The organism is Novosphingobium sp. BAM6 (assembly GCF_057784955.1).
Window position 1 is genome coordinate 477570 of record NZ_JBYNTR010000001.1, and the last position, 18611, is coordinate 496180.

An 18611-nucleotide genomic window follows, 5' to 3' on the forward strand; every position below is an offset into this window, starting at 1 on the left:
GAATAAGTCCTTGAGTTCGCCTGCGCCGCAGCCGTTGCTCGGGAAAGTCCGCAAGGCGCGGCAATGGCGTTAATTCGTGACGTTGGCATGGCGCACTTCAGTTTGATGACGGCCTGTCACAAATCAGTCGTAAAACACGTGTAACCGCTCGGAGGACTCGCCGGGAAGGGGGCCGCAAGGGCCGCAGAATCGCGATCGGCAGGGTGTATTTCATGAAGGACGCATGATGAACCGTCGTATGATTCTCGCGCTTGGCGCCGTGGCAATGGTCAGCGGTCTGTCCGGCTGTGGCGGCAAGTCCGGCGCTGCGAATGCGCTCAACGGCGCGGGCGCTACTTTCCCGGCTCCGGTCTATGCCAAGTGGGCCGAGACCTATCGATCGGCCAAGAGTGTCGCTGTGAACTATCAGGCGATCGGTTCGGGCGGCGGCATCAAGCAGATCGAGGCCAAGACGGTCGACTTCGGTGCTTCCGACAAGCCGCTCAAGCCCGAAGAGCTTGAGAAGAACGGGCTCTACCAGTTCCCGACCGTGATCGGCGGGGTGGTGCCGGTGATCAACCTGCCGGGCATCAAGCCGGGGCAGGTCAGGCTGACCGGGCAGGCGCTGGCGGATATCTTCCAGGGCAAGGTCAAGACCTGGAACGATCCCGAGATCGCCTCGCTCAATGCCGGTGTCGCGCTGCCCAAGCTGCCGATCACCGTCGTCCACCGCTCGGACGGTTCGGGCACCTCGTTCATGTTCACCTCCTACCTCGCTTCGCAGAGCGCGGGCTGGAAGTCGGCGGTGGGCGCGAGCGACACCGTGAACTGGCCGACCGGCCTTGGCGGCAAGGGTAACGACGGCGTTTCGGCCTTCGTGCAGCAGACCGTGGGCGCCATCGGCTATGTCGAATATGCCTATGCCAAGCAGAACGGCGCGACCTATGCGCTGCTGCGCAACCAGGCGGGCAACTATCCGGCGCCGACCGCCGATGCCTTCGCTGCCGCTGCCGCAGGTGCGGACTGGAGCAAGGCACCCGGCAACTACATCATGCTGATCGACCAGCCGGGGCAGGACACCTGGCCGATCAGTGGCGCAACCTTCATCCTGATGCACAAGCAGCCCAGGGATGCCGCGCGCGCCAAGGCCGTGCTGGCCTTCTTCGACTGGGCTTATACCTCGGGTGACGATACCGCGAAGAAGCTGGACTACGTGCCGCTGCCGGATTCGGTGAAGGCCATGGTGCGTCAGCAGTGGCAGACCAGCATTGTCGCCAATGGCAAGCCGGTCTACACCCCGGCGGCCAAGTAAGCCTTGAAGGAAGATCCCGGTCATCGCACCGGGCTTTTCCTTTCCCGACAAGTTCCCAGACGTTGCCGAACAGGGCCATCGCGATGACTGCCACGACACAAGCCCGGGTGGCCCCCGGCAATCTTGCCGAGACGGTATTCCGTATCGCCTGCGCCAGCGCGGCAACGCTGCTGCTGGCCGCGCTGGCGGGCGTGATCGTCAGCCTTGCCATCGGTGGTTGGCCGGTGCTCTCCACCTTCGGCTTCGGATTCCTCACCTCCAGCGAATGGAATCCCGTTACCGACGTCTATGGCGCGGCGGGGCCGATCGTCGGTACGCTGATCACGGCGTTTCTGGCGCTGATCCTTGCGCTGCCGCTGGCACTGGGTGTCTCGCTCTTCCTCGTCGAATTCTGCCCGCCCGCACTGGCACGGCCGGTGGCGGTGGCGGTGGAGCTGCTCGCAGGCATTCCCTCGATCGTTTACGGCATGTGGGGCCTGTTCGTCTTCGCGCCGTGGTTTGCCGCGCATGTGCAGGTGCCGCTGCTGCTGGCGGCGGGCGATGACACATGGTGGGGCAAGCTGGTGCAGGGCGTGCCCAATGGCGCGAACATCTTCACCGCCAGCGTGATCCTGGCGATCATGATCCTGCCTTACATGTCCTCGGTCTTCCGTGAGCTGTTCCTGACCGTCCCGGCAACCCTGCGCGAGGCGGCCTACGGCCTTGGCTGCACCCCGTTCGAGACTGCTCGCTCGGTGCTGATCCCCTACGTGCGCCGCTCGATGATCGGTGTCGTCATGCTGGGGCTGGGCCGCGCGCTGGGCGAGACGATGGCGGTGACGTTCATCATCGGCAACGCGCACGGTTTCCCGCATTCGATGTTCGACAGCGGCTCGACGCTCGCCTCCACCATCGCCAACGAATTCGCCGAGGCTACCGGCGCGCTGCATGGTGCCGCGCTGATGGCGCTGGGTCTCGTGCTGTTCTGCATCACGTTCGGCGTCCTCGCGATTGCCCGCCTGCTGATCGGGGAGAAGGCGGCGTGAGCAAGACTTTAGCCCAATCGCCCCGTGCGCGCCGCCGCCGTATCGTCAGCGGGGTCTTCGCAGGCGCCTGCGTGCTGGCAACGCTCGTCGCGCTGGCCGCACTGGCGCTGATCCTGTGGGAACTGGTGGCCAGAGGCGTCCCGGCGCTCTCTCTCGACCTGTTCACGGTGGACCAGCCTGCACCCGGCTCGCTCGGCGGCCTGCGCAATGCCATCGTCGGTTCGATCGAGATGTGCGCGCTGGGCATGGTCATCGCGCTGGTTGTCGGCGTACTGGCGGGCACCTGGCTGGCCGAGTATGGTCGTAAGGGCCGCCTCGCCACGGTGGTTCGCTTCTTCAACGACGTGCTGCTTGCGGCGCCCTCGATCCTTGTCGGCCTGTTCGTCTACGAGATCATGGTCGCGCCGTTCGGCGGTTTCTCGGGCTATGCGGGCGCCGTTGCCCTTGCATTCCTGGCGACGCCCATCGTCGTGCGCACGACCGAGGATATGCTCTCGCTCCAGCCCGATGCGCTGCGTGAGGCCGGCATGGCGCTGGGCGCCGGGCGGGGCTTCGTGATCCGCACCGTGATCTGGCGCGCCGCCGGGCCCGGCATCCTCACCGGCGGCCTGCTGGCGCTGGCCCGTATCTCGGGCGAGACCGCGCCGCTGCTGTTCACCTCGCTGGGCAACCAGTTCCTCGCCGCCAACCCGTCCGATCCGATGGCGAGCCTGCCCACCACCATCTTCCAGTTTGCCCTGTCGGCCTTTCCCGACTGGCAGCAACTTGCCTGGGCAGGCGCCCTGCTGATCGCGCTCGCCGTGCTGCTCGCCAATATTGCGGGCCGCCTGATCGGCAGCCGGAGACACAGACCATGATGATCCCCACCGTGACCCAGTCGCCCATTCCCGGCCTTGAGGAGGACGAAGGCGTCTCGATCGTCCCGCCGTCCGCAGAGCAATTGCATCTCGAAGTGCGCGACCTCGATTTCTACTACGGCCAGGCCAAGGCGCTGCACGGCGTCGGCCTGCCGGTCGCGCGCAACAGGATCACCGCGCTGATCGGGCCTTCGGGCTGCGGCAAGTCCACACTGCTGCGCACGATCAACCGCATGCACGAACTGTATCCCGGCCAGCGCGCCGAAGGGCAGATCCTGCTGGAAGGCGAGGACCTGCTGCACGACATGCGCGCCGCCGATGTGCGTGCCCGCGTCGGCATGGTGTTCCAGAAGCCGACGCCGTTCCCGATGTCGATCTACGACAACATCGCTTTCGGTGTGCGCCTCTACCGCAAGGTGGGCCGGGCCGAGATGGACGAGGTGGTCGAGCGTGCCTTGACCCGTGCAGCGCTGTGGAACGAGGTGAAGGACAAGCTGCACAGCTCCGGCCTTGGCCTGTCCGGCGGCCAGCAGCAGCGCCTGTGCGTGGCGCGTGCCATTGCGGTGGAGCCCGAAGTCCTGCTGCTCGACGAGCCCGCCTCGGCGCTGGATCCTGTTTCTACCGCGCGTCTCGAAGAGACGCTGGAGGAACTGTCCGCCAGCCTGACCGTGGTGATCGTCACCCACAACCTGCAGCAGGCCGCGCGCCTCTCGCATCACACCGGGTTCATGTACCTTGGCCGGATGATCGAGTTCGCGCCCACCGAGACGCTGTTCGCCAAGCCCAAGCTCAAGCGGACCAGCAACTATATCACCGGCCGCTTCGGCTGACGGGGATGGGGAGCGCGACGGCTCCCCGCCTCACTCAGACCTCGACGGCGCGGCGCTGGTGGCCCGCTTCGCCAAAGACCCGCAGATAGCGCGCGATCTCCGCGGGCTTGCCGGTTGCTTTCGCCGGGTTGTCCGACAGCTTGACGGCGGGGCGCCCGTTGGCGCTCGTCACCTTGCAGACCAGCGAGATCGGCTCCAGATCGTGCGCGCCGTCCGGGTCGCAATCGCGGAAGTCGTTGGTGAGGTTGGTGCCCCAGCCAAAGCTCATGCGCACCCGGCCGTGAAAGTGGCGATAGACCTGCTCGATCGAGCCTACATCCATCCCGTCCGAGAAGATCAGCAGCTTGTTCGCCGGATCGCGGCCCTGTGACTGCCACCAGCGGATGATCTGCTCGCCCGCCTCGATCGGCGGGGCGCTGTCGGGCCGGAAGCCGGTCCAGTCCGCGACCCATTCGGGCGCATCGCGCAGGAATGCGGCGCTACCGAAGGCATCGGGCAGGGCGATCAGCAGGTTGCCACCGTAATGCTGCTGCCACTCGCGCAACACCTTGTAGGGCGCAGCGGCCAGTTCCTCGTCGGTTTCGGCAAGCGCGGCGGCCACCATCGGCAGTTCGTGGGCATTGGTGCCGATGGCTTCCAGATCGGCATCCATGGCGAGCAGCACGTTCGAGGTGCCGATGAAGCGGTCGCCCAGGCCCTCCTTCAGCGCCTCCACGCACCAGCGTTGCCACAGGAAGCCGTGGCGACGGCGGGTGCCGAAGTCGGAGAGGCGCAGGTCCGGCAGTTCGCGCAGACGCTCCACCTTCTCCCACAGTTTGGCCTTGGCGCGGGCATAGAGGACGTCGAGCGCGAAGCGTCCCTTGTCGCGCATCGCCGCGCGTGAACGCAGTTCGTTGATGATGGCAAGCGCCGGGATTTCCCACATCGAGGTGTGGGTCCAGGGGCCGTCGAAGTGCAGTTCGAACTGGCCATCGACCTTGCGCAATTCGTAGTCGGGCAGGCGGAAGTCGGCGAGCCACTCGATGAAATCGGGCGCGAACATCTGCTTCTTGCCGTAGAAGCTGTTGCCCGCCAGCCAGATCAGCTCCTTCTTGGTAAACCGCAGCGAACGCGCGAAATCGAGCTGGGCGCGCAGTTCGCTCTCGTCGATCACGTCGGCAAGGCGCACCTCGGTCGAGCGGTTGATGACCGAGAATGTCGCTTGCGTATCGGGGTGCAGATGGCGGATCATCTGCAACATCAGCAGCTTGTAGAAGTCGGTATCGAGCAGGCTGCGGACGATGGGATCGAGGCGGAAATTGTGATTGTGCGTGCGCGTCGCGATATCGGTGACTGCCATGATCGGCCCGGCCTGCTCCCTTTTGAACCTGAACGGTTTACTTGTGAGGCGCGCGTGGCCATGTCAATTCACCGTCAGGCACGCGCACTTGCAGGAGATGCCACTTGGCTACCGCGACCCCAGAGCCCCGCTTCCCAGAGCCCCGCTTCATTATCGTCATCGACACGCAGCACGATTTCATGGACGCCGATGGCGCGCTGAGCGTCGCGGGGGCGGACGAACTGGCGGGGCCGATGCGCGATTGGCTGGCAGGGCTCGATCCCGAGGCGACGGCAGGCGTGCTGTTCACCTTCGATACCCATGTGCCCGAGGTCTATGCCGGATCGCCCGAGGCCGAGGCGTTCCCGATCCACTGCGTGAAGTATACGCATGGTTGGGAGAACGTCGTGCCGGTCAGCGCCGTGCCTGCCGCAATCCCGGTCTGGCGGCTGGAGAAGGGCGTGTTCGACATGTGGGAGGAGGACGTCGTGACGCTCCACGATGCCCATACGTCGGAGGGAACGGGCATCGAGCGCGAGAATTTCTTTGCCGCACTGGCGGAAGAGGGCGTGCAGGAGGTGACCGTGATCGGTGTCGCTGCCGATTATTGCGTGAAGTGGGCCATCGACGGGCTGCTGGCACGAGGTTTCCGCGTCACCGTCCCGGCTGGCCTGACGAAAGGCATCGTCCGGTCTATCGAGACGGTGGCGGAGGAAGACTTCACAGGCGCAGCGCTGGAGATCGCTTGAGGATCGCCCTTAACGCTTGCGGACGAACTCGGCGCGCAGAACGAGGCCCTTGATGCCATCGAAACGGCAGTCGATTTCCTGCGTGTCGCCGGTCAGTCGGATCGACTTGATGAGCATGCCGCGCTTCAGCGTCTGGCCTGCGCCCTTGACGTCGAGATCCTTGATCAGCGTGACCTGATCTCCGTCAGCCAGCAGGTTGCCCACCGCATCGCGCACTTCAACCTGCGAGGCGGCGTGCTGCTTGGCGGCGAAGTCCGAGGCGGACATCCACTCGCCGCTTTCCTCGTCGTACACATATTCTTCGTCGGACATGGTGCCCCTTTCAAAAGAGTGGCCGCTAGAGTGTGGCGGGGCCAGCGCATTGATCTAAAACAAAATGGGGATCTGAATCAAAACGGGCGCCCGGTGAAAACCGCGCGCCCGCTTGTAATTGGTCTGAACCGCTGGCTCAGAGCCGACCGATGGCCAGGAAGCGCTGTTCGCGCGCTTCCATGCGGGCCTCGCCGCTGCTCTTGGCGAGCACGGCCAGCTCGGCTTCGATGGCTTCTGCCAGCGCCCTGGCGGTCGCTTCCGGATCGCGGTGCGCGCCGCCCATCGGTTCGGGCACGATACGCTCGATGACGTTCAGCGCCTGGAGATCTTGCGCGGTCACCTTCATCGCCTCGGCCGCGTCCGCAGCCTTTTCGGGCGTGCGCCACAGGATCGAGGAGGCACCCTCGGGCGAGATCACCGAGTAGATCGAGTGCTCCAGCATCAGCACGCGGTCCGATGCCGCCAGCGCGACCGCACCGCCCGAGCCACCTTCGCCGACGATCGCGGCGACCATCGGCACCTTGAGCGCAAGGCAAGCCTCGATCGAGCGGGCGATGGCTTCGGCCTGACCGCGCTCTTCGGCCTCGATGCCGGGGAAGGCGCCCATGGTATCGACGAGCGAGACCACCGGCAGGCCGAACTTGTCGGCCAGTTCCATCAGGCGGATCGCCTTGCGATAGCCTTCGGGCTTGGCCATGCCGAAGTTGTGCTTGATGCGGGTCGCGGTGTCGTGGCCCTTTTCGTGGCCGATCACCACGACGCGACGCTCACCCAGCTTGGCGAAGCCGCCGATGATCGCAGCATCCTCGCCAAAGTTGCGGTCGCCGCCCAGCGGGATGAAATCGGTGAAGATCATCCGCAGGTAATCGACGAAGTGCGGGCGCTGCGGGTGGCGGGCGACCTGCGTCTTCTGCCACGGCGTCAGCTTGGCATAGGTCGTCTCGAGCAGAGCGGCGCTCTTCTTCTCGAGACGGCCGATTTCGCTGGTGATGTCGATATCGCCGTTCTCTGCGGTGGCGCGCAGCTCGGCGATGCGCGCTTCCAGTTCGGCGATCGGCTTTTCGAATTCAAGGAACGAGATCATCGGTCTTTATCCGTGTCGTGACTGTCTGTCCGCTCGCAACGCTTACGCGTCGCGCTCGGCCAGCCAGGTCTCCAGCCACTTGATGGTGTAATCGCCGCTGTTGAATTCGGGATCTTCCATCAGCGCCTGATGCAGCGGGATCGAGGTCTTCACACCGTCGATCACCATTTCCTCGAGCGCGCGCTTGAGGCGCATGATGCAGCCCTCGCGCGTGCGTCCCGAGACGATCAGCTTGCCGATCATCGAATCGTAGTACGGCGGGATGCGGTAGCCCGAATAGAGCCCCGAATCGACGCGCACGTTCATGCCGCCTGCCGCGTGGTAGTTCGTCACCTGACCCGGCGAGGGGGTGAAGTTCCACGGGTCTTCCGCGTTGATGCGGCATTCGATGGCGTGGCCCTTGAACTCGACCGCATCCTGCGTGACCGACAGCGGCTTGCCCTCGGCAACGCGGATCTGCTCGCGCACGAGGTCGAGGCCGGTGATGGCCTCCGTCACCGGGTGCTCGACCTGCAGGCGGGTGTTCATCTCGATGAAGTAGAACTCACCGTTTTCCCACAGGAACTCGATGGTGCCGGCGCCGCGATAGCCCATGTCGGCCATCGCCTTGGAAACGACACCGCCCATGCGATCGCGTTCTTCGGGCGTGATCACGGGCGAGGGGGCTTCCTCCAGCACCTTCTGGTGGCGGCGCTGCAGCGAGCAGTCGCGCTCGCCCAGATGGATCGCCTGGCCCTTGCCGTCGCCGAACACCTGGAACTCGATGTGGCGCGGGTTGCCGAGGTACTTTTCCATGTAGACGGTGTCGTCACCGAAGGCGGCCTTCGCCTCGGAACGCGCCTGCGACATCTGGCTTTCCAGCTCGTCGGCGTTCTGCACCACCTTCATGCCGCGACCGCCGCCGCCCGAAGCCGCCTTCATCAGCACCGGATAACCGATTTCCTCGGCCAGCGCCTTGGCTTCGGCCACGTCCTCGATCGCGCCGGGCGAGCCGGGGACCAGCGGCAGGCCAAGGGCGCCTGCGGTGCGCTTGGCTTCCACCTTGTCGCCCATCGTGCGGATGTGCTCGGGCTTGGGACCGACCCAGATCAGCCCGTGGGCTTCGACGATCTCGGCGAAGTTGGCGTTCTCGGACAGGAAGCCGTAGCCGGGGTGGATCGCGTCCGCCTCGGTGATCTCGGCAGCCGAGATGATCGCGGCGACGTTCAGGTACGAATCGCGCGCGGCGGGCGGGCCGATGCACACCGCGTGGTCTGCCAGACGCACATGCATGGCGTCGGCATCGGCGGTGGAGTGAACGGCGACGGTTTCGATGCCCATCTCGCGCGCGGCGCGGTGGATGCGCAGCGCGATTTCGCCGCGGTTGGCAATCAGGAGGCGCTTGATGGCCATGGAGCTACCGCCCTCAGCCGATCACGACGAGCGGCTGGTCGAACTCGACCGGCTGCTGGTTGTCGACGAGGATCGACGTGATGGTGCCCGACTTGGGCGCGGTGATCTGGTTCATGACCTTCATCGCCTCGACGATCAGCAGAACGTCGCCCGCCTTGACCTGCTGGCCAACGCTGATGAAGTTCGCAGCCGAAGGCTCGGGCGCGAGGTAGACGGTGCCGACCATGGGCGACTTGACGGCATCGACCGGCGCTGCGGCAGCGGCAGGTGCGACGTCGAGCGCGGCAGGCGCTGCGGCGACGGCAGCGGCCATCGGCAGGGCAGGGGCGGCTGCGACCACGGTCTGTGCCAGCTGGCGCACGACCTTGATCTTGCGTTCGCCGTCCTCGACCTCGATTTCGGTCAGTCCGGTTTCGGCCAGCAGTTCGGCCAGCTCGCGTACAAGCGCGCTATCGATGTTCACGCAACGTCCTTTCGTTCAAGATAACCGAGCAGCCCGGCGAGAGTGGTCTTCATGTCCTTGCGCGGCACGACCATGTCGACCATGCCGTGGTCATAGAGATACTCCGCGCGCTGGAAGCCGTCGGGCAGTTTCTCGCGGATGGTGTCCTGGATGACGCGCTGTCCGGCAAAGCCGATGAGCGCGCCGGGTTCTGCCAGGTGAATGTCGCCCAGCATGGCGTAGCTTGCCGTGACGCCGCCGGTGGTCGGATCGGTCAGCACGACGATATAGGGAAGCCCCGCGCGCGACAGGCGGCGCAGTGCCACGGTGGTCTTGGGCATCTGCATGAGCGAGAGGATACCCTCCTGCATGCGGGCGCCACCGGCGGCCGTGACCATCACGAAGCCGCACTTGTCGGCGATCGCGCGCTCGACGGCGGTGACGAAGCCTTCGCCCACGGCCATGCCCATCGAGCCGCCCATGAACTTGAAGTCCTGCACGGCGAGCACGGCGCGGTGGCCGTCGATGCTGCCCGCAGCGGCGGTCAGCGCATCGGGGAACGGATTGCTGGCGCGGGCGGCCTTGAGGCGGTCGGAATACTTCTTGCTGTCGCGGAAGTTCAGCGGGTTCTCGGGAACCTTGACGGCGGGGAGCAGGTCGTAGCCTGCGTCCATCAGCTGGTCGATGCGCGCCTGCGCGCCGATGCGGCCGTGATGATCGCAGCGCGGGCAGACCGAGAGGTTCTCCTCGTATTCGCGCGCGAAGAGCATCTCGCCGCAACCGGGACACTTGATCCACAGGTTATCGGGCGTGTCCCGCTTCTTCAGTCCCTCAAGGGATGTGCGTACCTTGTTAAACCAGCTCATATGCGACCTTCATGCAGACGCGCCAGGACCGGACGGAATGCCCGGGGCGGCGTGCCGACCGACGCAATCCGGGAGCTGTCATGCTTCGATCCCGCTTTGGCTGCAACCCGAAAGGCATGCAAATCAAAGCGAGGCCGAAGCGCGCCGCCCGGCGCCGGCCTATTACGTGCTTCTACCCTAGTTATGCGACCGTCCCGCCTCTCCGGGTGTTCCTGAGAAGCGGTACGGTCCGTATTCGAACGGCCCCCATAGACGCGTGAAACGGCGCTGTCGATGTTAGAGGTGCGACGAAGCGTGTTTCCCACGGGCCGGATGGCCCGTGGGATGTGGAAAATCGCGCGTTTCGCCGCGCGCGAAGCGTTTCTTTGGCGGCGAGGCGCCTTTACGCGGGGATCAGGCGAGCCTTGTCGATCACGTCCTGCGCCATGCGGTCGGCGACCACGTTCACCGCTTCGCCGGTTTCCTGCGCGCGGCGAACCACCGAAACCACGCGCGGCGCGATCAGGCCGACACGCTCGGCAACCTGCGCGGGCGTCTCGCCCAGGAACTCGGCCGAGACGTTGATGATCCCGCCCGCGTTGACGATGTAGTCGGGCGCGAACAGGATGCCCCGGGCCTTGAGCGCCTCGCCATCCTGGGCAGTGGCAAGCTGGTTGTTGGCGCCGCCGCAGACCAGGCGGGCCTGAAGCTTCGGGATCGAGGTCTCGTCGAGGATCGCGCCGAGCGCGCAGGGCGCCAGCACGTCGGCATCGGCGAAGAGGATTTCGTCGGGCGCGCAGGTGATCGCGCCGATCTCGGCGGCGAGCCGTGCGGCGCGCGCCTCGTCGATGTCGGTGACGATCACTTCGGCGCCTGCCTCGCGCAGCATCCGGCACAGATAGCCGCCGACATTGCCGGTGCCCTGCACGGCAACGCGCGCGTTGGAAAGGTCGAGCGAGAGGAAGGTCTGCGAAAGGTCGCGCAGCGATTCGAACACGCCGCGCGCCGTGAACGGCGAAGGATCGCCGCCTGCACTGCCCGGCTCCGCGTGAAGTCCTGCGACATTGCGGGTGCGCTCGCGGATGGCGACCATGTCGGGGATCGTGGTGCCCACGTCCTCGGCGGTGACATAGCGGCCATCGAGCGCCTCGACGGCTTCACCGAAGGCGTGAAATACGGCGGTGCGGTCGAAATCGCCCGACGGACGCGCCAGCACGGCCTTGCCGCCGCCGAAGGGCAGCCCCGCCATGGCGTTCTTGAAGCTCATGCCACGCGCCAGACGCATCGCATCCTCGACCATCGCTTCATGCGAGGCGTAGGTCCAGAAGCGGCAGCCGCCCGCAGCAGGCCCAAGCGAGGTGCTGTGAAGCGCAATCACGCCCTTGAGCCCGAGTTCCGGGCGATCAATCAGATGCAGTTCCTCGGGGACCTGGGTGGGGCGTGACGTCAGTACCATCGGCAATCTCCTTGCAGGAGACGATAACAAAAGTGCGCCGGGATGAAATTTCGAACTTGGCCTGCGATGCGTCACTTAGTGCGCGCGGGCAGGGTGCCAGCGATGGTTTCCTTGCTTTGGGGCACCCGGATGCCCTTGCCGTAAACGGAAAGGCCCCGCCGCTCAGGTGGAGCAGCGGGGCCTTCGTGATTCGCGCAAGGCGGCTGAAGCAGTGCGTCAGGGCGCCGTCTTGCCGTCGCCTGCCTCGTAAGTGAGATCGGGCAGCTTGCCGAGGCTGTCGTCCGAACCGATCGCGCTGTAGACGGTGATCCGGTTCGTCAGGTCTGCCAGCACCGTGGAAATCCGCGTCTGCTGGGCCGAATAGAGCGTGCGCTGGGCGCTGAGCGCGTCGATCAGCGTGCCGGTGCCGGCGCGGTACTGATCGTACAAGGCCTTGTACGAGCGGTTCGAAGCATCGACCAGACGATCCTGCGCCTGACGCTGATCGGTGATCGTGCCGCGCCGGGCGAGGGCATCGGCCACGTCCTTGAACGCGGACTGCACGGCATAGCGGTACTGCGAGAGATAATATTCACGCTGTGCCTTGGCGTATTCCAGATTGCCCTTGTTGGTGCCGCCCCAGATCGTCTGGCTGACGCTGCTGGAGGCGGACCAGATCAGGTTGCCCTTGTCGAACAGGCTGCTGAGCGCGGTGCTGGCGGCACCGAGCGCACCGGTCAGCGAGATTGTCGGGAAGAACGCCGCACGGGCGGCGCCGATCTGGGCGTAGGTGGCCTTGAGCGAATGCTCGGCCTCCACCACGTCCGGGCGACGGAGGAGGATATCGGAAGAGAGGCCCGCAGGCACCTGTCCGATGGTGGTGTCGAGTTCGGACAGTGAGGCGGGGAGCAGGTCGTCGCTGACATGTTCACCGACGAGCAGGTCCAGCGCGTTGCGGTCCTGTGCAACCAGCGTCGCCTGCGAAGCGACATCGGACTTGGCCTGTTCCAGCACCGTTTGCGCCGTGGCGACATCCGATCCGGCGGTAAGGCCGGACTTGAACAGCGTCTGGTTGAGATCGACCGTGCGCTGTGCGCTGGTCGCCGTGTCCTGCGCCAGCCTGAGCAGATCGCGATCGCTGGCGAGCGTGGCGTATGCCGTGGCCACGTTGGCAACCAGCGTCAGCCGGGCCGAGCGATAGCCCGACTCGCTCGACAGGTAGGTTTCGAACTGCTCGCGGCTCTGGTTCTTCAGGCGGCCGAACAGGTCCAGCTCGAACGAACTGAAGCCCACGCTGCCGCTGAAGGTCTGATAGCCGCCGCCGACAGTCGAACTGCCGGCCTGCGTGCCCGAACCGGCGTTCCCGCCATGGTCGATCTGGCGCTGGATGCTGCCCGAGCCCGACGCGGCGAGCGTCGGTAGCTGGTACGAACGCTCGACATGGTATTCCGCACGGGCCGAAGCCACGTTGGCCAGCGTCGCGCGCAGATCCTGGTTCTTTTCCAGCGCTGTCGCGATGATCTGCTGCAGGTGCGGATCGGCGAACAGCTGCTTCCAGGGCATCCCGGCCTCGCCCGCCTGCGCCGGAGCATAGGCCGCGCCTTGCGGCCATTCGGGCGGGGTGGGATTGGCCGGAGCCTTGTAGTGCGGCGCCAGATTACAGCCGGCAAGGGCGGTGGTCAGCGCGAGCAGCGGAAGAAATGCGGCGCGGCGCATCAGGCGTTGTCCTCGTAAGATGGGGTCGGGTTGCCCTCGGTGGCGGGGGATGTGGCAACCCGGTTGTCGTCCTGACTGTCCGCCTTGCGGTGGAACAGGCGAGCGACGACGATGAAGAACATGGGAACGTAGAAGATCGCCAGCACGGTGGCCGTGATCATGCCGCCCAGAACCGCCGTGCCGATGGCGATACGGCTCTGCGCACCGGCGCCGGAGGCGACCGCAAGCGGGAACACGCCGGCGATGAAGGCGATCGAGGTCATCAGGATCGGGCGCAGGCGAACCCGCGCTGCCTCGATGGCGGCATCGAGGAAGTCCTTGCCTTCACGGCGAGCTGCTTCGGCGAACTCGACGATCAGGATCGCGTTCTTGGCAGCAAGACCGATGGTGGTGAGCAGGCCGACCTGGAAGTAGATGTTGTTTTCCAGACCGCGCGCCCAAACCGCCAGCACCGCGCCGATCACGCCCAGCGGGATCACCAGCATGACGGCGAGCGGCACCGACCAGCTCTCGTAAAGAGCGGCAAGGCACAGGAACACCACGAAGACGGAGAGGGCGTAGAGCTTGCCCTGCTGGCCGGTAGACTGGTTTTCCTGATAGGACAGCTCGCTCCAGGCGTAGCTCGTGCCCGGTGCATACTGCTGCTGCAGCTTCACCATTTCGGCCATGGCCGCGCCCGAGCTGTAGCCGCTCGAAGCCTGACCGTTGAGTTCGTAGGACTCAAAACCGTTGAAGCGGCTCACGCTGCTGGCACCAACGTCCCAGTTCGCCGTGGCGAACGAGGAGAAGGGAACCATTGTCGAGGTGCCGTCGGTGTTGGTGGCGCTGGTGGAGCGTACGTACCACTTGTCGAGATCGCTGGGCAGCATGCGCGATTCCGCATCGCCCTGGATGTAGACGCGCTTCACGCGGCCACGGTCGACGAAGTCGTTGACGTAAGTACCGCCCCAGGCCGAGCTGAGCGTCGCGGTGACATTGGCTTCCGAAAGGCCCAGCACGGCAAGCTTTGCATCGTCGAAGTTGATGCGCAGCTGCGGCGTATCGGGCAGCGCGTTCATGCGCACCTGTGCCAGCATCGGATCCTTGGCGGCGGCAGCGATGAGCTTGTCGCGCACGGCCTTGAAGTCATCCGAGGACATGTGTGTGGTGTTGAGCAGTTCGAACGTGAAACCGTTCGACTGGCCCAGACCGTTGATCGCGGGCGGAGTCAGCGCGAAGACCTGCGCATCGCGGATCTTGGCGAACTGGCCCATGGCCCGCATGGATACGGCGGTGGCCGAATCCTTGAAGGCGGTGCGCTGGTCGAAGTCCTTCAGGATGCCGAAGCCCATGCCTGCGTTCTGGCCGGAGCCCGAGAAGCTGAAGCCGGCGATCGTGAACAGGCCCGAGACGTCTTCCTTCTCGTTCTGGAGGAAGACCTTTTCCACCTCGTCGCGCACCTTTTCGGTACGCTCGTTGGTGGCACCGGCAGGCAGCTGGTACATCACCATCACGGCGCCCTGATCCTCGGTGGGCAGGAAGCCGGAGGGCAGGCGCATGAACAGCAGGACCATCACGCCGACAATGGCCGCGTAGACGATCAGGTGCAGGCCCCGGCGATGGATGACCGAACGCGTCGCCGAAATGTAGCGTTCCGACATGCGGTCGAACCGGCGGTTGAAGCCGCCGAAGAAGCGACCGCGCCAATAGCCGAGCTTGCCCCGGATGCCGGGCTGAACCGGCTCATGGGCATCGTCGCCGGCCTTGTGCGTGTGGCGAAGGACAGTGGCGCAAAGAGCAGGCGAGAGCACCAGCGCAGTGATAACCGACAGCGCCATGGCCGAGACGATGGTGACGGAGAACTGGCGGTAGATGACGCCCACGGAGCCTGAAAAGAACGCCATCGGCAGCAGCACCGCCGAAAGCACCATGGCGATGCCCACCAGCGCCGAGCCGATCTCGCTCATCGACTTGATCGTCGCCTCGCGCGGGGAGAGGCCTTCCTCTTCCATGATGCGCTCGACGTTCTCGACCACGACGATGGCATCGTCGACCAGCAGGCCGATGGCGAGCACCATGGCGAACATCGTCAGCGTGTTGATGGAATATCCGAACAGCGCAAGGATGCCGAACGTGCCCAGCAGCACGATAGGCACGGCGATCGCCGGAACGAGCGTGGCGCGCCAGCTCTGCAGGAAGATGTACATCACCAGCACGACCAGGATGATCGCGATGATGAGCGTTTCGACCACCTCGTGGATCGACAGTTTCACGAAGGTGCTGGTGTCGCGCGGGAAGGCGATCTTGTAGCCGGTCGGCAGGTTCTTGGCGAGCGAGGCCACTTCCGCCTTGACGGCAGCGGTGGTCTTCAGCGCGTCGGCACCCGAAGCCAGCGAAATGGCGATACCCGATGCGGGATGGCCGTTGAACTTGGCGACCGAGGTATAGCTTTCCTGCCCGAGTTCGACGGTCGCGACATCGCTCAGCTTGACCACCGAGCCTTCGGTCGTCGACTTGATGACGATATTGCGGAACTGGTCAGGCGTCTGCAGGCGCGACTTGGCGCGCACGACCGCGTTGAGCATCTGGCCTTTGACAGCGGGCATGTCGCCAAGCTGACCGGCCGCCAGATCCACGTTCTGCGATTCCAGTGCGGTCTCGACATCGGACGGCATCAGCTGGGCAGCAGCCATCTTGGCCGGGTCCATCCAGATGCGCATCGCATATTCGGAACCGAACACCTGAACGGTGCCGACGCCGCTGACGCGCGCGATCGAATCCTGGAAGTTCGAGACGAGATAGTCGGCCACGTCGCTCGACGTGGTCCGGTTCGTCTCGTCATAAAGGCCGACCACCAGCAGGATGTCGGAGTTCGACTTGGTGACGGTGAGGCCGGTCTGCTGGACGGTGGTGGGCAGGCGCGAGTTGGCCTGCTGCACCTTGTTCTGGACCTGAACCTGCGCGACGTCAGGATCGGTGCCCTTGGCGAAGGTCACGGTGATCCGCGCCGAGCCCGAACTGTCGGAGGTCGACGAGAAGTACAGCATGTTGTCGATGCCGGTGAGCTGCTGCTCGATGACCTGCGTGACGCTGGTCTCCAGAGTCTGGGCCGAAGCACCGGTATAGGTGGCGCTGATCGAGACTGACGGCGGGGCGACATCGGGATACTGGGCGATGGGCAGGCTCATGATCGCGCCGACGCCTGCCATCATCACGACGATGGCAAGGACGTAGGCGAAGATCGGCCTGTCTACGAAGAAGCGGCTGAATCCCATGGTGTCAGTTGTCCAGCTTGGTTTCGACCGGCTTTACCGAAGCGCCGGGCTGGACCTTGCTGGTCCCCTCGACGATGAGCTTGTCGCCAGCCTTCAGGCCAGCCGTGACGAGCCACTTGCTGCCGATCGCCTGACCCAGCGTGACCTGACGCTGGACGACCTTGTTGTTGGCGTCGACCACCAGGGCGGTCGCATCGCCCTTGGCGTCACGGCTGATGCCCTGTTGCGGGGCAAGGATCGCATTGGGCACGACGCCCTGCGGTGTTTCCACACGCGCGAACATGCCCGGCAGCAGTGTGCCATCCGGATTGGGGAAGCGGGCACGGATCGTCACGGTCCCGGCATCGGGATCGACATCGACCTCGCTGAATTCGACCTTACCCTTGATCGGGTAATCGGTGCCGTCGTCCAGCTTCAGCGTCACCGCAGCGTCTGCGGGGAGTATGCTGCCCTTGGCCAGCGCCTTGCGCAGCTTGAGCAGATCGACCGAGGACTGGGTGATGTCGACGTAGATCGGATCGAGCTGGGTGATCGTGGCCAGCGCGTCGGTCTGGCTCGCCGTCACCAGTGCGCCCTTGGTATAGGCGGAGCGACCGATCCGGCCGGTGATCGGGGCGTAGACCTTGGTGTAGCCCAGGCTCACCTTGGCGCTGTTCACCGAGGCCTCGTACTGATGCACGCTGGCTTGTGCCTCGCGCGCGGCGGCGACGGTATCGTCGATGTCCTGCGCGCTGACCGCCTGATTGTCGCTCAACGACTTGTAGCGGCGGGCCTTGGCCTGCGCGGTGTAGAGCGTGGCGCGAGCATTTTCGAGCTGGGCCTGCGAGGTCTGCAGGGTGGCCGTATAGAGACGCGGGTCGATCTGGTAGAGCGCCTGACCCTGCTTGACGACCGAGCCTTCCGTGAAGAGCCGCTGCAGGATCACGCCATCGACCTGCGGGCGTACTTCCGCCGTTGCCGTGGCCGAAACGCGTCCGGTCATTTCCTGCGAGATCGTGACCGGCTGGGCCTGAAGCGTGACGACACCGACTTCGGTGGGGCCTTGCTGGGGCATCTGGTGGCCGCTCTGCGAACAGGCGGAAACGGTCAGCGTGGCGGCGCCGAGCGCGGCGGCGAGAGCGATGTGGCTGATAGGGCTACGCACCCGGAAAACTCCCTGGCTCATGCGGAGAAGAAGATGGCTCATGAAATGATTTGGGCCCTATTGTGCGATGCGGCAGTTCGAGGCAATCACCGGCTGGTATCGTCAAGTTGCCTGCCGTAGCGCATTGTTTCATTGTGTATCAGGTAAGGAGACGCGTGCGAATGAGGCGTTTATGCCGGTTTTCATGACCCCGCAGACAGACATTGGCGGCGGACGTATCCTCGTGGTCGAGGACGATCCGGATATCCGCGAACTGATTACGGCCCAGCTTGCCAGAGAACCGCAGGCAGTGGAAGCCGTAGGCAGTATCGCGGATCTGCGCGTGGCTCTGGCAGGCGAGGCTGCGGACGTGCTGATCCTTGACCTCAACCTGCCCGATGGCGACGGTATCGACGTTTGCCGCCAGTTGCGTTCGGAAGGGTATCAGGGCGCGATCATGATGGTGACGGCGCGCGATGCGCCGATCGACCGCGTGCTGGGTCTCGAACTCGGCGCCGACGATTACCTCACCAAGCCGTTCGAGCCGCGTGAATTGCTGGCACGCGTCCGCAATCTTTTGCGCCGTTCGCGCGTGATCGATGAGGCCCGCCCGCGCGCCGCGCGGCTGGCACGTTTCGGGCCGTGGCGGCTCGATCTCAACCAGCGGCGGCTGATCGGCGCGAAGGATCGGCTGGTGATGCTGTCCTCGGCGGAATACCGCCTGCTCAGCCGCTTCATCGAAGCGCCCAACCGGGTGCTGAGCCGCGAGGAACTGCTGCCCGAACGCAGCGCGACCGTGGCGTTCGACCGCTCGATCGATATCCAGATCAGCCGCCTGCGCACCAAGCTGGCGAGCGAGGCGGGCGGCAGCGATCTGATCCTGACGGTACGCAGCGAAGGGTACGTGCTGCCGGGGCCGGTCCACTTCGAGTAAGGCA

The 18611-nt window shown here is 65.2% G+C and carries 16 protein-coding genes; 6 read left to right on the plus strand and 10 right to left on the minus strand.

Annotated features, from left to right (window positions below; genetic code table 11):
* The first annotated feature begins 223 nt into the window (after positions 1 to 223).
* The 4 genes from pstS (at position 224) to pstB (ending at position 4003) form a co-directional block, all read left to right on the plus strand.
* Positions 224 to 1291 (plus strand): phosphate ABC transporter substrate-binding protein PstS, encoded by a 1068-nt coding sequence (gene pstS / locus AC3EC3_RS02310; protein WP_488488084.1) that lies wholly within the window; start codon positions 224 to 226, stop codon positions 1289 to 1291.
* Positions 1292 to 1374: 83 nt separating this feature from the next.
* Positions 1375 to 2316, plus strand: a complete 942-nt coding sequence (pstC, locus tag AC3EC3_RS02315) for a phosphate ABC transporter permease subunit PstC (protein WP_488488085.1) — start codon at positions 1375 to 1377, stop codon at positions 2314 to 2316.
* Positions 2313 to 3173: a phosphate ABC transporter permease PstA gene (gene pstA / locus AC3EC3_RS02320; RefSeq protein WP_488488086.1), complete on the plus strand. Its 861-nt coding sequence runs from the start codon at positions 2313 to 2315 to the stop codon at positions 3171 to 3173. Before pstC ends, pstA begins: the two co-directional genes overlap by 4 nt.
* Positions 3173 to 4003, plus strand: coding sequence for a phosphate ABC transporter ATP-binding protein PstB (pstB, locus tag AC3EC3_RS02325; protein ID WP_488489172.1), 831 nt, complete (start codon positions 3173 to 3175; stop codon positions 4001 to 4003). Before pstA ends, pstB begins: the two co-directional genes overlap by 1 nt.
* A gap of 34 nt (positions 4004 to 4037) precedes the next feature.
* Here pstB and pncB read toward each other — a convergent pair whose 3' ends face one another.
* Positions 4038 to 5342 (minus strand): nicotinate phosphoribosyltransferase, encoded by a 1305-nt coding sequence (pncB, locus tag AC3EC3_RS02330; RefSeq protein ID WP_488488087.1) that lies wholly within the window; start codon positions 5340 to 5342, stop codon positions 4038 to 4040.
* A gap of 104 nt (positions 5343 to 5446) precedes the next feature.
* Between pncB and AC3EC3_RS02335 the strand changes: the two genes are divergently transcribed.
* Positions 5447 to 6070 carry an isochorismatase family protein gene (locus AC3EC3_RS02335; protein ID WP_488488088.1) on the plus strand — a complete coding sequence of 208 codons (624 nt, stop codon included), beginning with the start codon at positions 5447 to 5449 and terminating at the stop codon, positions 6068 to 6070.
* A 9-nt stretch (positions 6071 to 6079) separates the two neighbouring features.
* Here the strand turns inward: AC3EC3_RS02335 and AC3EC3_RS02340 are convergent, their stop codons facing one another.
* The 9 genes from AC3EC3_RS02340 to AC3EC3_RS02380 form a co-directional block, all read right to left on the minus strand.
* The gene (locus AC3EC3_RS02340; RefSeq protein ID WP_488488089.1) at positions 6080 to 6382 is read right to left on the minus strand and encodes an alkylphosphonate utilization protein; all 303 of its coding nucleotides are present in this window, start codon (positions 6380 to 6382) and stop codon (positions 6080 to 6082) included.
* A gap of 136 nt (positions 6383 to 6518) precedes the next feature.
* Positions 6519 to 7466, minus strand: coding sequence for an acetyl-CoA carboxylase carboxyltransferase subunit alpha (locus AC3EC3_RS02345; protein WP_488488090.1), 948 nt, complete (start codon positions 7464 to 7466; stop codon positions 6519 to 6521).
* Positions 7467 to 7508: 42 nt separating this feature from the next.
* Positions 7509 to 8858 (minus strand): acetyl-CoA carboxylase biotin carboxylase subunit, encoded by a 1350-nt coding sequence (gene accC / locus AC3EC3_RS02350; protein ID WP_488488091.1) that lies wholly within the window; start codon positions 8856 to 8858, stop codon positions 7509 to 7511.
* Between the two features lie 13 nt (positions 8859 to 8871).
* Complete coding sequence (gene accB / locus AC3EC3_RS02355; RefSeq protein ID WP_488488092.1) at positions 8872 to 9321, minus strand: acetyl-CoA carboxylase biotin carboxyl carrier protein; 450 nt, start codon at positions 9319 to 9321, stop codon at positions 8872 to 8874.
* Positions 9318 to 10166: an acetyl-CoA carboxylase, carboxyltransferase subunit beta gene (accD, locus tag AC3EC3_RS02360; protein ID WP_260921490.1), complete on the minus strand. Its 849-nt coding sequence runs from the start codon at positions 10164 to 10166 to the stop codon at positions 9318 to 9320. Before accD ends, accB begins: the two co-directional genes overlap by 4 nt.
* A 382-nt stretch (positions 10167 to 10548) precedes the next feature.
* Positions 10549 to 11601 carry a Glu/Leu/Phe/Val family dehydrogenase gene (locus tag AC3EC3_RS02365; RefSeq protein WP_488488093.1) on the minus strand — a complete coding sequence of 351 codons (1053 nt, stop codon included), beginning with the start codon at positions 11599 to 11601 and terminating at the stop codon, positions 10549 to 10551.
* Between the two features lie 216 nt (positions 11602 to 11817).
* Entirely contained in the window at positions 11818 to 13296 is a 1479-nt protein-coding gene (locus AC3EC3_RS02370) for an efflux transporter outer membrane subunit (RefSeq protein ID WP_488488094.1), read from the minus strand.
* Positions 13296 to 16550 carry an efflux RND transporter permease subunit gene (locus tag AC3EC3_RS02375; protein WP_488488095.1) on the minus strand — a complete coding sequence of 1085 codons (3255 nt, stop codon included), beginning with the start codon at positions 16548 to 16550 and terminating at the stop codon, positions 13296 to 13298. Before AC3EC3_RS02375 ends, AC3EC3_RS02370 begins: the two co-directional genes overlap by 1 nt.
* Before the next feature lie 4 nt (positions 16551 to 16554).
* Positions 16555 to 17694: an efflux RND transporter periplasmic adaptor subunit gene (locus AC3EC3_RS02380; RefSeq protein WP_488488096.1), complete on the minus strand. Its 1140-nt coding sequence runs from the start codon at positions 17692 to 17694 to the stop codon at positions 16555 to 16557.
* Positions 17695 to 17878: 184 nt separating this feature from the next.
* Here AC3EC3_RS02380 and AC3EC3_RS02385 point away from each other — a divergent pair, with 184 nt between their 5' ends.
* Positions 17879 to 18607, plus strand: coding sequence for a response regulator transcription factor (locus AC3EC3_RS02385; RefSeq protein WP_488488097.1), 729 nt, complete (start codon positions 17879 to 17881; stop codon positions 18605 to 18607).
* Positions 18608 to 18611 lie beyond the last annotated feature (4 nt).

Excerpts from the sequence above, each read along its gene's own strand:
- pstB (WP_488489172.1), top strand. The coding sequence starts at position 3,173 with ATGATCCCCACCGTGACCCAGTCGCCCATTCCCGGCCTTGAGGAGGAC.
- pncB (WP_488488087.1), bottom strand. The coding sequence starts at position 5,342 with ATGGCAGTCACCGATATCGCGACGCGCACGCACAATCACAATTTCCGC.
- pstS (WP_488488084.1), top strand. The coding sequence starts at position 224 with ATGATGAACCGTCGTATGATTCTCGCGCTTGGCGCCGTGGCAATGGTC.
- accC (WP_488488091.1), bottom strand. The coding sequence starts at position 8,858 with ATGGCCATCAAGCGCCTCCTGATTGCCAACCGCGGCGAAATCGCGCTG.
- AC3EC3_RS02385 (WP_488488097.1), top strand. The coding sequence starts at position 17,879 with ATGACCCCGCAGACAGACATTGGCGGCGGACGTATCCTCGTGGTCGAG.
- accD (WP_260921490.1), bottom strand. The coding sequence starts at position 10,166 with ATGAGCTGGTTTAACAAGGTACGCACATCCCTTGAGGGACTGAAGAAG.
- AC3EC3_RS02340 (WP_488488089.1), bottom strand. The coding sequence starts at position 6,382 with ATGTCCGACGAAGAATATGTGTACGACGAGGAAAGCGGCGAGTGGATG.
- AC3EC3_RS02365 (WP_488488093.1), bottom strand. The coding sequence starts at position 11,601 with ATGGTACTGACGTCACGCCCCACCCAGGTCCCCGAGGAACTGCATCTG.
- pstC (WP_488488085.1), top strand. The coding sequence starts at position 1,375 with ATGACTGCCACGACACAAGCCCGGGTGGCCCCCGGCAATCTTGCCGAG.
- AC3EC3_RS02345 (WP_488488090.1), bottom strand. The coding sequence starts at position 7,466 with ATGATCTCGTTCCTTGAATTCGAAAAGCCGATCGCCGAACTGGAAGCG.
- AC3EC3_RS02370 (WP_488488094.1), bottom strand. The coding sequence starts at position 13,296 with ATGCGCCGCGCCGCATTTCTTCCGCTGCTCGCGCTGACCACCGCCCTT.
- AC3EC3_RS02375 (WP_488488095.1), bottom strand. The coding sequence starts at position 16,550 with ATGGGATTCAGCCGCTTCTTCGTAGACAGGCCGATCTTCGCCTACGTC.